General features: G+C 73.5%; 11 protein-coding genes and 1 pseudogene. 8 read left to right on the top strand and 4 right to left on the bottom strand.

Annotation, left to right across the window (positions count from 1 at the left end):
• Window positions 1-149: 149 nt before the first annotated feature.
• Entirely contained in the window at window positions 150-1,925 is a 1,776-nt protein-coding gene (locus C3489_RS20580; protein WP_103783421.1) for a SpoIIE family protein phosphatase, read from the bottom strand.
• Between the two features lie 269 nt (window positions 1,926-2,194).
• Here C3489_RS20580 and C3489_RS20575 point away from each other — a divergent pair, with 269 nt between their 5' ends.
• Entirely contained in the window at window positions 2,195-2,491 is a 297-nt protein-coding gene (locus C3489_RS20575; protein ID WP_103783419.1) for a DUF3303 family protein, read from the top strand.
• 148 nt (window positions 2,492-2,639) lie between these two features.
• Here the strand turns inward: C3489_RS20575 and C3489_RS20570 are convergent, their stop codons facing one another.
• Entirely contained in the window at window positions 2,640-3,500 is an 861-nt protein-coding gene (locus C3489_RS20570; protein WP_103783418.1) for a bifunctional DNA primase/polymerase, read from the bottom strand.
• A 387-nt stretch (window positions 3,501-3,887) separates the two neighbouring features.
• Here C3489_RS20570 and C3489_RS20565 point away from each other — a divergent pair, with 387 nt between their 5' ends.
• The 6 genes from C3489_RS20565 (at window position 3,888) to C3489_RS20540 (ending at window position 9,335) form a co-directional block, all read left to right on the top strand.
• Window positions 3,888-4,214 (top strand): hypothetical protein, encoded by a 327-nt coding sequence (locus C3489_RS20565; protein ID WP_103783417.1) that lies wholly within the window; start codon window positions 3,888-3,890, stop codon window positions 4,212-4,214.
• Window positions 4,215-4,405: 191 nt separating this feature from the next.
• The gene (locus C3489_RS20560; RefSeq protein WP_103783531.1) at window positions 4,406-5,290 is read left to right on the top strand and encodes a bifunctional MaoC family dehydratase N-terminal/OB-fold nucleic acid binding domain-containing protein; all 885 of its coding nucleotides are present in this window, start codon (window positions 4,406-4,408) and stop codon (window positions 5,288-5,290) included.
• 5 nt (window positions 5,291-5,295) lie between these two features.
• A complete protein-coding gene (locus C3489_RS20555; protein ID WP_103783416.1) occupies window positions 5,296-5,697 on the top strand; it encodes a MaoC/PaaZ C-terminal domain-containing protein in 402 nt (133 codons plus the stop codon).
• A complete protein-coding gene (locus C3489_RS20550; RefSeq protein ID WP_258054870.1) occupies window positions 5,694-6,839 on the top strand; it encodes a lipid-transfer protein in 1,146 nt (381 codons plus the stop codon). Before C3489_RS20555 ends, C3489_RS20550 begins: the two co-directional genes overlap by 4 nt.
• A 147-nt stretch (window positions 6,840-6,986) precedes the next feature.
• Window positions 6,987-7,535, top strand: coding sequence for a SigE family RNA polymerase sigma factor (locus C3489_RS20545; RefSeq protein ID WP_103783413.1), 549 nt, complete (start codon window positions 6,987-6,989; stop codon window positions 7,533-7,535).
• 144 nt (window positions 7,536-7,679) lie between these two features.
• Window positions 7,680-9,335, top strand: a complete 1,656-nt coding sequence (locus C3489_RS20540; protein WP_103783412.1) for a long-chain fatty acid--CoA ligase — start codon at window positions 7,680-7,682, stop codon at window positions 9,333-9,335.
• Between the two features lie 412 nt (window positions 9,336-9,747).
• Here the strand turns inward: C3489_RS20540 and C3489_RS20530 are convergent, their stop codons facing one another.
• Window positions 9,748-10,950: an MFS transporter gene (locus C3489_RS20530; protein ID WP_103783408.1), complete on the bottom strand. Its 1,203-nt coding sequence runs from the start codon at window positions 10,948-10,950 to the stop codon at window positions 9,748-9,750.
• 129 nt (window positions 10,951-11,079) lie between these two features.
• Here C3489_RS20530 and C3489_RS20525 point away from each other — a divergent pair, with 129 nt between their 5' ends.
• Complete coding sequence (locus C3489_RS20525; RefSeq protein ID WP_103783406.1) at window positions 11,080-11,658, top strand: TetR/AcrR family transcriptional regulator; 579 nt, start codon at window positions 11,080-11,082, stop codon at window positions 11,656-11,658.
• A 1-nt stretch (window position 11,659) separates the two neighbouring features.
• On the opposite strand, the pseudogene C3489_RS20520 reads toward C3489_RS20525, so the two are convergent.
• A pseudogene (locus tag C3489_RS20520) lies at window positions 11,660-12,959 on the bottom strand (nickel transporter); the annotation flags it as partial.

Raw genomic sequence — 12,959 nt, 5'->3', positions numbered from 1 at the left:
GCTAGGGGTCGTGACTGTGGAAAGGTCTTGAAAACCGTCGTGGCAGCGATGTCACCGTGGGTTCAAATCCCACCGCCTCCGCACCACTTGTGGACACCACAGGTCTGAAGGGGTGTCTCCCGCGGGAGACACCCCTTTGTCGTTCCTCGTCACGGGCTGCCCGTGTCGTTCCTCGTCACGGGCCCCGGGGGAGTCGTCCTCCCGGCGTCCGCATCGTGTGGTGTTCGGACGGCCAGGAGGGCGACGTCGTCGATGCCGGGGGGCTGGACGCGGCGCAGGAGTTCGTCCGTGAAGGAGGCCAGGGGGCGGTGGGCCAGGGCGGCGGCGTGCTGGCGGAGGCGGTCGAGGCCGTCGTCCAGGGTGCGGCCGGGTGCTTCGATGAGGCCGTCGGTGTACAGCAGCAGGGTGGATCCGGGCGGCAGCGCGGCGGTGGCGTCGGGGCGTGATCCGCGCACACCGGTGCCCAGCAGCAGACCATGGCCGCCCGTGAGGTAGCGGGCCAGCCCGTTGCGGGTGATGAGCAGGGGCGGGGGGTGCCCGGCGTTGGTCCAGGACAGCTGCCAGCGGCCGTCGTCGGTCCGGGTGACCCGGGCGAAGACGAGGGTGGCCATGGAGACGTCGGTGATGGGCATGATCGCCTCGTCGAGGCGTTCCACGATGCGGCTGGGGGGTTCCTGCCGGGACCAGCCGTAGGCGCGCAGCATGTTGCGCAGCTGGGCCATGCCGGCGGCGGCCTCCAGGTCGTGGCCGACGACGTCTCCGACGGCCAGGGCGGTGGCGCCGTCGGGCAGCGTGAAGGCGTCGTACCAGTCGCCGCCCACCTGTGAGTCGTCGGGGGCGGGCAGATAGCGGACGGCCATCTGCAGGCCGGGCACGCTCGGCATCTGCGGCAGCAGATGGTTCTGCATGGTCTCGGCGACCGCGCGCTGGCGCTGGTACAGCCGGGCGTTGTCCAGGGCGATACCGGCGCGGCGCGCGATGTCCTCCAGCAGCGGAAGGTCGGCGACGGTGAAGTCGCCCGCCTTCTTGGCGCGGCCCAGGGTGATGGCGCCCAGGACTTCACGGGTGCCGCGAAGGGGTGCGATGGCCGCCGAGTGGATGCCGGTGGCGTCGAACAGGCGGCGCTGCTCCACGGCGATCCCGGAATCCGGGGCGACCCGGTAGGTCTCGGGCCCCGCCAGGGTGGAGGCGACGCCGCGCAGGGCCCGGGAGAGGGGCATCGGGGACTCCTCGGGAACTGGCGGCATGGGCCCCTGCAACTCCTCGTGGTGCACCAGCGTGTCGCCGTCGGCCTGGACCACGGCGGTGCGCCACACCTCGTCGCGTTCGGTGATCAGGTCGATCACGACCCAGTCCGCCAGCCGGGGCACCACCAGGGCGATGAGGCGGCGCAGTGCCTCGTCGACGTCGAAGGTGGAGGTCAGCTGGGACGTGGTCTCGGCCAGCAGGGCCAGCCGTTCGAGGTCGCTGAGCCGCTCGGCGGCTTGCTCCGGACGCGGCCCGGTGGCGGGCGCCGGCTCGGGGGTGTGGAAGATCACGAGTGTGCCGGGCTCCGAGCCGTCCATGGCGTAGGGGGCGATCAGCCAGGAGATGCGCAGGACGGAGCCGTCGGCGCGGGCGAAGTAGTCCTCCGCCGCCTGCGCGGGGTGTCCGGCGTGGAAGGCCTGCCGCATGCAGCACTGCGTGGCGGGCAGTGGCTGGCCCTGGGGCCCGCGGTGCAGCAGCTCGTGCGCGTCCCTGCCGATCATGTCCTCGGCGGGCCGGTCCAGCAGGCGCTCGGCGAGGGAGTTGGCGGCGACGATACGGCCCTGCTCGTCGACCAGGTAGGCGCCGGCCCCGATGGCCTCCAGCGCGTCCTGGAGCCGGGCGCCGGGGACGCCCGCCGGCCGGTCATGGCCGGTCTCGGCGGTTTCCCTGTCCGTCATGTCCTCGCCCCCCTGAAGATCGAGTGTGCGTTCCGGTTGCCGCGGCACGAGTGTCGCGCGATCTCCTCACGCCGCCTCTCCCGTATGCCCGCGCCATGGAGAAACCCAACCCGGACGCGGTGCGACGGCGCCGGCCCGGCGCCGCGACCCGTTCGGCCTTGTGCGGATGCAGCCGCCACCAGGGGCGACGACCGTTGACGTACCGCTGCTCGGCCTGGGTGCGCAGGGCACCCGTGGCGCCGAGGGAGAGACATCGAGGTGGAGCGCTGATGAGGGTGCTGCTGACTGTCCAGATGGACACCGACAGGGCGAACAAGGCGATCAAGGACCAGACGCTGCCGGACATCATGAAGTCGACGCTGGAGCGGCTGAACCCGGAGGCGGCGTTCTTCGGGGCGAAGGACGGCATGCGGACCGGGTTCATCGTTTTCGATCTTCAGGATCCCGCCAAGATCCCGACCATCGCGGAGCCGTTCTTCCAGGAGCTCGGCGCCAGGATCGAGTTCCTTCCGGTGATGAACATCGACGAGGTCCAGGCCGGCCTGCGCGAGTACGGCTCCGGCTGAGGCCGGCGGGGGACGCGGCTCGTCGCCGACGATCACGCCGAGGGCCTGCCGGCGGGTCGTCGGCGGCCCGCGCCGAGCCCTCACGGCCGATGTCTGGCCGGCCCGCGTGAGCCCTCACGGCCGATGTCTGGCCGGCCCGCGTGAGCCGTCAAGGCCGATGCCCGGTCAGCCGTGCCGCCGACGCGATCGTCGCCCTGGCCTCGTGTTCCGTCAGACCCGTGTCGAGGGCCGCGTCGACGAGCGAGGTGAGCAGGGCGGGGCCGATGCCGTTCTCGTAGGCGCGGCAGGCGGCCCAGAACAGGCGGGTGTTGCGCTGGCCCCGGTGGGCGGCCAGCACGAAGTGGACCAGGCCCTGGCCGTGGGCGCCGGCCGAGGTGCGCCGGTGGTGCGGGGCGGGCAGCAGCAGCCGGAGCAGGGCCGGGGGGCAGGGGGCCGGGGCGAGGTGGGCGCTGCCGGGGGCGACGGTGTACTCGCCGTGCCGGGTGCGGGAGCCGGGGCCGACCAGGTAGCCGCCGGCGCCGCGGACGTCGATGCCCGGGGCGAGCCGGCTCGCGGAGTTGGGGACGGCGGTGTCCGGGGGGCCGGTGAGCCAGAGGTGGCGGCCGCCGGAGGGGGTCAGGACGACGACCGTCGGCGGGATCGTGAACAGATGGCGAAGGGCCAGCTCGCGCAGGGCGGTGGAGGAGTCCGTGCCGGACTTGGTGTCCAGGTCGATGCCGATCAGGTGGTGCGGGGGCAGCCCGCAGGCGATGCCGTAGCCGGTGGCCCAGGGCGCGGCGGCGAACAGGGCGCGGATCCGTTCGGGATCGGTGGTGGCGTCGTACACGCCGTGGCCGAAGCGGCCGCACTCGCCGTGGCAGGGCGGGGCGCCGGCGGGGTCGTCGTGGTGGGGGGAGCGCAGGGCCGGGAGCTTGGTGCGGGACAGGGGGATGACCGCCAGGCCGCGTTCGGCGGCTGACAGCGCGTGGGCGAGGGCCAGCGTCCTGGCCTGCCGGTCGGTGGGGGCCATGCGTCTATGTTCGTACGCATGTTCGAGTAAGGGAAGAGCGGTTTCGGGTCGGTGCGGGCCGACACGCCGTGGGGCGGCGGAACGGCGGGAACCGCGCCGGAACGGTTCACCCCTTGCGGTGCTTGGGGTGGTCCGGCCCGAGGTGTCCGACCTGTGGTTGAACGGCCGGTGAAAGGTGGTGAAAGGGGTTTATCGACTTGTCATCACGCTTGAGGGCGAATCGCGCCTTCCGGGATGGTTCGCCGGGGATTCGGTGGGCAACTCTGGTCTCGCGACGTCGTACAGATCACCCGGGGCGGACGGCCAACTGCCCCGCGATGGAACGTAGTTGACGCGTGACCGGCCGACCCGGCCGGCGCGTGAACGGGTCCTGATGGAGGAACTCACATGGCAAGCATCCGTACCGCCCGCGTTCTCGCCGCCGTCTCCGCCCTCCCGCTGGCCGCCGCTCTCTTCGCCGGCGTCGCGACGGCCGACAACGGCGCCATCGCGGACGACGGATCGAGTGCGGCCGTCACCAGCGCGATCCAGGGCATCGTCGGCAGTGGGGTCGGTGGCGACAACAACGGCAACTCGTCGACCACACAGCAGCAGGCGACCGGCTCCGGTGCCTCCAACCAGAGCAATACCGCCCAGGTGAACGGCTCGGCCTTCACCGCGATCAACCAGGGCAACGAGAACGTCGCCGTCAGCTTCTCCCCGCTGTGGTGGTGAGCTGAGGGGGCCGGCGCGAACGGCGCCGGCCCCCTCGGTGCCCGCTCGAAGTGTGCTCTGTGGGGTGGTTCACAAGGTCGCGCGGCGGTGCTCCGGCACCGCCGCGCAGCTGTGTTGACACAGCATCAGATCTGACGGACAGTCAGGAATGGCTCGTCGGACATGACCCGGACGTTCAGGGGGGTGCTGTGGTGACGGATCCGCTGGGGGCACGGCTCAAGGCCTACGAGGGGCGGACCGCCGCCGCCGGTACGGCGGGCAAGGACCCCGTCAACCTCCCCATGATCCGGCACTGGTGCGAAGCCGTCGGCGACCGCAACCCCGCCTACACCGGCCCGGACGCCGTGGCACCGCCCGCGATGCTCCAGGTGTGGACCATGGGCGGCCTGAGCGGTCACGGCGGCCGCTCCGCCGCGTACGAGGAACTGCTCGCCCTGCTCGACGAGGCGGGCTGCACCGCCGTCGTCGCCACCGACTGCGAGCAGGAGTACCTGCGCCCCCTGCGCCCCGGCGACGAGATCACCTTCGACTCGGTGATCGAGTCGGTCTCCGAGCGCAAGACGACCAAGCTCGGCAGCGGCCACTTCGTGACGACCCGGACCGACATCCGGGTACGCGGCGAACTCGCCGGGACCCACCGCTTCCGCATCCTCAAGTACGCGCCCGCACGCCGGCGCCCGCCGCGGCCCCGGCCCGTCGTCAACCGCGACAACGCCGGCTTCTGGGAGGGCGTGCGCGCACACCGGCTGCTGATCCAGCGGTGCGGCGCCTGCGGCACCCTGCGCTTCCCGTGGCTGCCCGGCTGCCACGCCTGCGGCTCGCCTCGGTGGGACACCGTCGAGGCGCGCGGCGAGGGCACGGTCCACTCCTACGTCGTGATGCACCATCCCCCCTTCCCGGCCTTCGACCCGCCGTACGCCGTCGTCCTCGTCGAACTCGCCGAGGGCGTGCGGATCGTCGGCAACGTGGAGGGCGTGCCGTACGACAAAGTGCGCATCGGGATGCCGGTGCGGCTGGACTTCCGGCGGTACGACGACGACCTCGTGCTGCCCGTGTTCCTGGAGGTACGCCAGTGAAACCGATGTCCTCGCCCGTGCTCCGGCCCGGGGACGAACTTCCCCGGCTCACCGTCGAGATCACCCGCACCCTGATCGTCGCCGGGGCCCTCGCCTCCCGCGACTTCCAGGACGTGCACCACGACCCGGAGCTCGCCCGGGACAAGGGCGCCCCGGACGTCTTCATGAACATCCTGACGACGAACGGCCTGGTCGGCAGGTACGTCACCGACCACCTCGGCCCGACGGCGGTGCTGCGGAAGATCGCCATCCGGCTCGGCGCACCCAACCACCCCGGCGACACGATGGTGCTCCGGGGCAGGCTGCGGGACGTCACCGGCGACAGCGCCGTCGTCGAGGTCACCGGCGACAACGGCCTCGGCCGGCACGTCACCGGCACCGTCACCGTCACCTGGGAGGGGCCGTGATCGGCGGCCGGGCCGCGATCGCCGGGATCGGGGCGACGGAGTTCTCCAAGGACTCGGGCCGCAGCGAACTGGCGCTGGCGGCGGAGGCGGTGCGGGCGGCGCTGGCCGACGCGGGGCTCACGCCCGGCGACGTCGACGGGCTGGTGACGTTCACGATGGACACCAGCCCGGAGATCACCGTGGCGCAGGCCTGCGGGATGGGCGAGCTGTCCTTCTTCTCCCGCGTCCACTACGGCGGTGGCGCGGCCTGCGCGACCGTGCTGCAGGCGGCGCTCGCCGTCGCCTCCGGCCTCGCCGAGGTGGTGGTCTGCTACCGGGCCTTCAACGAGCGCTCGGGCCGCCGCTTCGGCTCCGGTGTCACCCACCGGGAACCGACCGCCGAGGGCGTGGCGCTGGGCTGGGTGATGCCGTTCGGGCTGCTCACACCGGCGTCCTGGGTGGCGATGGCGGCCCAGCGGTACCTGTATGCGCACGGGCTGACCCCGCAGGCGTTCGGGCCGGTGGCGGTGACGGCACGCCGGCACGCGGCGACCAATCCTGCGGCGTACTTCCACGGCCGGCCCATCACCCTCGCCGACCACGCCGCCTCCCGCTGGATCGCCGAGCCGCTCAGGCTGCTGGACTGCTGCCAGGAGACCGACGGCGGCCAGGCGGTCGTCGTCACCTCGGTCGAACGCGCCCGCGACCTGCGCCGTCCGCCCGCCGTGATCGCGGCCGCCGCGCAGGGCGCCGGCCGGGCGCAGGAGCAGATGACCGGCTTCAACCGGCACGACCTGACGGGCCTGCCCGAGATGGGCGTGGTCGCACGGCAGCTGTGGCGGGCCGGCGGCCTGGCGCCGGCCGACATCGACGTGGCGATCCTGTACGACCACTTCACCCCGTTCGTGCTGATGCAGCTGGAGGAGTTCGGGTTCTGCGGGCCCGGGGAGGCCTCGGCCTTCGTGGCGGAGGACCGGCTGCCGCTGAACACCCACGGGGGCCAGCTCGGGGAGGCGTATCTGCACGGCATGAACGGGATAGCCGAGGCGGTACGGCAGCTGCGCGGCACGTCCGTGAACCAGGTGCCGGGGGCCGAGCTGACCCTGGTGACGGCGGGCACCGGGGTGCCGACATCGGGCCTGGTCCTGGCCGTGGACCGGTGAGGCCCCCAGGGGTCATCCCGCAGGGAGGTCCCCCCCGGCTCCACCTCTGGGAGGTGGGGCGAGCCCCACCCCTACAACCTGAGGGGGACTCCGCTTCGGGACCTGCGGGCGATCCGCGACGACGCCCGAGGCTCCTAGCGTGGAGCCATGACCACACCCGTCTGCACCAGCGCTTCGAAGGCCGCGACGTGGACGCCGTCGTACACGTCCTTCTCGTCGTACGTCAGGGCCCGCCAGTCGGCGCTGCTGCGTACCGCCCGCTCGCTCACCGCGAACCCGAGCGACGCGGAGGACCTGTTGCAGACCGCGCTCGCCAAGACGTACGCCGCCTGGGAGCGCATCGAGGACCACCGGGCGGTCGACGGCTATGTGCGGCGCGCGCTGGTGAACACCCGCACCTCCCAGTGGCGCAAGCGCAAGGTCGACGAGTTCGCCACCGACGAGCTGCCCGAGCCGGAGCCGGTGCCCGGCGACGACGACCCGGCCGAGCGGCAGGCGCTGCACGACGCGATGTGGCGGGCGATCATGAAGCTGCCGGCGCGACAGCGGGCGATGGTCGTGCTGAGGTACTACGAGGACCTCAGCGAGGCCCAGACGGCCGAGGTGCTCGGCGTGTCGGTCGGCACGGTGAAGTCGGCGGTGTCGCGGGCGTTGGGCAAGCTGCGCGAGGACCCGGAGCTGATACCGGCGGGCTGAGGGCGCGAGTCGTCGCTCACAGCCGTTTCGTGACCTACGGCGCAGTGATCGATCGCCGCTCCCTAGTGACATACCGCGCGGTATGTGCGCAGAATCAGCGCAACCCGTTACCACCGCGTAGGCAACGTCGCCCGGGAGGACGCCGTGCAGAGCACGATGCAGGACGTACCGCTGCTGATCTCCAGGATCCTGACCCACGGGTCGACCGTCCACGGCACCTCGCAGGTGACCACCTGGACCGGCGAGGGCGCACCGCAGCGCCGCTCCTACGCCGAGATCGGCGCCCGCGCCGCCCAGCTGGCGCACGCCCTGCGCGAGGACCTGGGTGTACGCGACGACGACCGCGTGGCCACGCTCATGTGGAACAACGCCGAGCACGTCGAGGCGTACTTCGCGATCCCCTCCATGGGCGCGATCCTGCACACGCTCAACCTGCGCCTGCCCGCCGAGCAGCTGACCTGGATCGTCGGCCACGCCGCCGACAAGGTCGTCGTGGTCAACGGCTCCCTGCTGCCGCTGCTCGCCCCGCTGCTGCCGCAGCTGAAGACCGTCGAGCACGTCGTGGTCAGCGGCCCCGGTGACCGCTCGCTGCTCGCGGACGCCACCGCGCGGGTCCACGAGTACGAGGAGCTGCTCGCCGGGAAGCCGACCACCTATGACTGGCCGGAGCTGGACGAGCGGCAGGCCGCCTCCATGTGCTACACCTCCGGCACCACCGGCGACCCCAAGGGCGTGGTCTACAGCCACCGCTCGATCTACCTGCACTCCATGCAGGTCAACATGGCCCAGTCGATGGGCCTGACCGACCAGGACACGTCCCTGGTCGTGGTGCCCCAGTTCCATGTGAACGCCTGGGGCCTGCCGCACGCCACCTTCATGACCGGCGTCAACCTGCTGATGCCGGACCGCTTCCTGCAGCCGGCGCCGCTCGCCGAGATGATCGAGGGCGAGAAGCCGACCCACGCCGCCGCCGTCCCCACCATCTGGCAGGGCCTGCTCGCCGAGCTCACCGCGCGGCCGCGTGACGTCTCCTCGCTGCACCAGGTCACCATCGGCGGCTCGGCCTGTCCGCCCTCCCTGATGGAGGCCTTCGACAAGCTCGGCATGCGGGTCTGCCACGCCTGGGGCATGACGGAGACCTCCCCGCTCGGCACGGTGGCCCGCCCGCCGGCCCACGCGGTCGGCACCGAGGAGGAGTTCGGCTACCGCCTGACCCAGGGCCGCTTCCCCGCCTCCGTCGAGGCCCGCCTCACCGGCCCCGGCGGCGAACGCCTGCCCTGGGACGGGGAGTCGGCGGGCGAGCTGGAGGTGCGCGGCCCGTGGATCGCCGGCGCGTACTACAACGGCCCCGACGCCGAAGCCCTGCGCCCCGCCGACAAGTTCAGCGAGGACGGCTGGCTGAAGACCGGCGACGTCGGCACCATCTCCCCCGACGGCTTCCTCACCCTCACCGACCGGGCCAAGGACGTCATCAAGTCCGGCGGCGAGTGGATCTCCTCCGTCGAGCTGGAGAACGCGCTGATGTCCCACCCGGACGTCGCCGAGGCGGCCGTCGTCGCCGTCCCCGACGACAAGTGGGGCGAGCGGCCCCTGGCCACGGTCGTTCTCAAGGAGGGCGCCACCGCCGACTTCGAGACCCTGCGCGCCTTCCTGGCCGACGAGGGGCACATCGCCCGCTGGCAGCTCCCGGAGCGCTGGACGATCGTCGAGGCGGTCCCGAAGACGAGCGTCGGCAAGTTCGACAAGAAGGTGCTCCGCAGGCAGTACGCGGAGGGCGAGCTGGAGATCACCAAGCTCTAGTCACACCACGGGGCGCCACCGCCGCGATGCGGTGACGCCCTGCGCGGGTACGCCCGGTGCCCGTCGCACGAGCGTGTGCGGCGCTCGGCCGACGGACACACGCGGTGTCCGTCGCGCGGGCCGTCACCGTCGTACGGCGGTGACGGCCCGCGCGGGTTGGCGGGGCGGCGCCGCCCCGCGTGGACCCGGGCGGGGCGGCGCCCCGCACTGGCCCGGGCGGCCCCGCCGCCCCGGCTGGCCGGCGGCCCGGCCTGCCCGGCCGCCCCGGACGGCGGGGGCGGCATACGCCGTGGCCAGGAGCCGTCCCGGCGTACGCCGTGGTCAGGAGCTGTCCCGGCGTAAGGCCGTGGCCCGGGGCCGCCGTGCGGCCGTGGCCGGGGGCCCACCGTCGTGCGGCCGTGGCCCCGGGCCATCACCGGCGTGCGGCCGTGGCTCCCCAGCCGATCAGCAGCCAGGTCGCCGCCACCGCGCACACGCCGCCCCAGCCGAAGTGGCCGAAGGCCGGGCCGGCCAGGGCGGAGGCGAGGGCGCCGCCCGCGAAGCCGCTCACCACGTACGCGGTGTTGGCGGTGGCCGGGGTGGTCGTGGTGGTCAGGGCCAGGGTCTGGTTGGCCACGTGCGAGGCCACCAGGGCGGCGTGGATCGCGATCGCGGCCGCGAAGAGCGCGGCGACGACATGCCCGCCGAGCCAGAACAGCGGTACCGACACGGCCGCGACCAGGTAGGCCCGGCGCACGACCTTCGCCGCGCCGAACCGGTCCACCAGGCCGCCCGCCAGCGGCGCCACCACGCTGGCCGCGAGCCCGAACAGGCCGAACAGCCCGGCCGTCGCCGTGGACATGCCGTAGCGCGGACCGGTCAGCAGCAGCGCGAGCGAGGTCCACAGGGCGCTCCACGCCCCGAACATCCCGGCCTGCCGCACGCACGCCCGCCACAGGTCGGGCGAGCGGCGCAGCAGCCCGGGCAGCGCGGCGATCCCGGCGAAGAAGCCGGCGCCGCCCCGCCGGGTGGAGGGCAGCACCAGCGCGGTCGCCAGGCCCAGCGTCAGCGTGAGCACGCCCGAGCCCGCGAACACCCAGCGCCAGCCGAAGGCCTGCCCGGCGAGCCCTCCGACCACCCGGGCGGCGACGATGCCCGCGAACAGCCCGGAGATGACGGCCGCGACATGGAAGGCCCGGCGGTCGGCGGGCGCCCGCTCGGCGACCAGCGGCACCAGCAGCTGCGGGATGACGGTCGCCGCGGAGGCGACGAACACCGCGCCCGCGAGCGCCCCGGTGCCGGGGGCGGCGGCACTGGCGGCCAGCGCCACCGTGGTGACGACGGTGAGCACGGTGACCAGGCGGCGCCGGTTGGCGCTGTCGCCCAGCGGGGCGAAGAACAGCAGGCCGACCGCGTAGCCGAGCTGGGCGACGGAGGCGATCCAGGCGATCGCGGAGGGCGCCGAGCCGAAGTCGCGGGCGATCAGCGGGAGCAGCGGCGCGGCCAGGTAGATGTTGGCGGCCGTGACCGCGGAGCAGACGGCGATGAGGGTCAGGAAGAGCCCCGAGGAGGTGGTGCGGGGGCCGCGGTCGCGCACCGGGGGACGGTGGCGGACGCCGGTGGTGGTGGCGGGCATGGGGAGGGTCTCCTTCGAGCCTGCTCTAACAACTAACTGGTTGGTTGGACGCTGGGTGAACAGTCTGGAGTCCCGCTCGATTCCCTGTCAACCAACCAGTTGGTTACCCGAGGGGCTAAGCTGTGCCCCATGGCAGCAAGGGACCCCGAGGCCACCAGGGCCCGGATCTTCGAGGCGGCCGTCGCCGAGTTCGCCCGGTACGGCATCGCGGGCGCCCGCATCGACCGCATCGCGAGCGAGGCGAAGGCCAACAAGCAGCTGATCTACGCCTACTTCGGCAACAAGTCGGAGCTGTTCTCCCAGGTCCTGGGCCGCCGCATGGTCGACCTCGCCGCCGCGGTGCCGGTCGACCCGGACGACATCGAGGGCTGGCTGGACCGGCTCATGGACTACCACGCCGCCCACCCCGAACTGCTGCGCCTCCTCTACTGGGAGGGCATCGAGTACGGCACCGCCGAACTGCCCGACGAGGCCGAGCGCCAGGACCACTACGCCGCCAAGGTCGCCGCGATCCGCGACGGCCAGGAACGCGGCGTGATCAGCGACGCCATCCCGGCCGCCGACCTGCTGCTTCTGCTGATCGCCCTGGCCAACTGGGTCACCGTCGTCCCGCAGATGAGCCGCATCCTGGTCGGCGCCGACGACCCCGACCGCGCCCGCCTGCGCGCCTCGGTCAAGGAAGCGGCGCGCAGGCTGATCGCGCGATGAGCTAGTTCGTGCCGATCCGGGCCAGCAGGTCGACGATCCGTGTCTGGACCTCCGCGCTGGTGGACCGCTCCGCCAGGAACAGCACCGTCTCGCCGGACGCCAGCCGCGGCAGGTCGGCCGGGTCGACGGCGGCCGTGTAGACGACCAGCGGGGTGCGGGTGAGCTGCCCGTTCGCGCGCAGCCAGTCCACGATCCCGGCCCGCCGCCGGTGCACCTGCATCAGGTCCATCACGACCAGGTTCGGCCGGAACTGCCCCGCCAGCGCCACCGCGTCCGCGTCGCTCGCGGCCCGCGCGACCTGCATCCCGCGCCGCTCCAGCGTCGCGGTCAGCGCCAGCGCTATCTCCGCGTGCTCCTCGATCAGCATCACCCGCGGCGGGTGCTGCTCGCTGTCCCGCGGCGCCAGCGCCTTGAGCAGTACGGCGGGGTCGGCGCCGTACGCCGCCTCCCGCGAGGCCTGCCCGAGGCCCGCCGTCACCATCACCGGCACCTCGGCGGCCACGGCGGCCTGTCGCAGCTGCTGCAGCGCGGTCCGGGTGATCGGCCCGGTCAGCGGGTCCACGAACAGCGCGGCCGGGAACGCCGCGATCTGCGCGTCGACCTCCTCGCGCGAGTGCACGATCACCGGCCGGTAGCCGCGGTCGCTCAGCGCCTGCTCGGTGGACACGTCCGGGGCCGGCCACACCAGCAGCCGGCGCGGGTTGTCCAGCGGCTCGGGCGGCAGCTCGTCGTCCATCGGCCGCGGCGGGGGCGCGTCGGCGACCTCCACGGCTCCGCCGGGCCCGTCGAGCGGCTCGGGACCCTCGGCGGCGTTCTCGTCCGGCGCCCCTATGGCGTACGACCGCCCGGCACCCTCGGTACCCGGCTGCACCGGCCGCGCCTGCCCGGCGAGCGAGGGGTGCGCCACGGGTGCGCCGGGCGCCGGCTGCTGCCCGGCCGGACCGGCTCCGGGAGTCGGGTGGGCGGGCTGCGGCGGCTGCTGGCGAGCCGCCCCGGGCGCGGGCCGCTGCCCGGTGGCTCCGGGAGCTCCGGTGGCTCCGGCGGCCCCGCCGGCCGTCTGGTCGGCGGTGCGGGTGGCGGGATCGGGCGGGGTGCCCAGCTTCCGGCGCCGTCCGCTGCCTCCGGGCGCGTGCGGCGCCGGGGTGGCCGACGCGGGGTGCGGCGCCTGCGGGGCGCCGGGGGCGGGGGCGGCCTGACGGGTGAACGGCACGCCCTGCCCCAGCGTGCGCACGCTGATCGACCGGCCCTGCGTGGAGTTCGGGTCCACGGGCCCGGCGGCCTCGGCGGGAAGCGGCTGAGCA

Source organism: Streptomyces sp. Ru71, from assembly GCF_002920535.1.
GTDB lineage: Bacteria > Actinomycetota > Actinomycetes > Streptomycetales > Streptomycetaceae > Streptomyces.
This window is presented reverse-complemented; position numbering and strand designations above follow the sequence as displayed.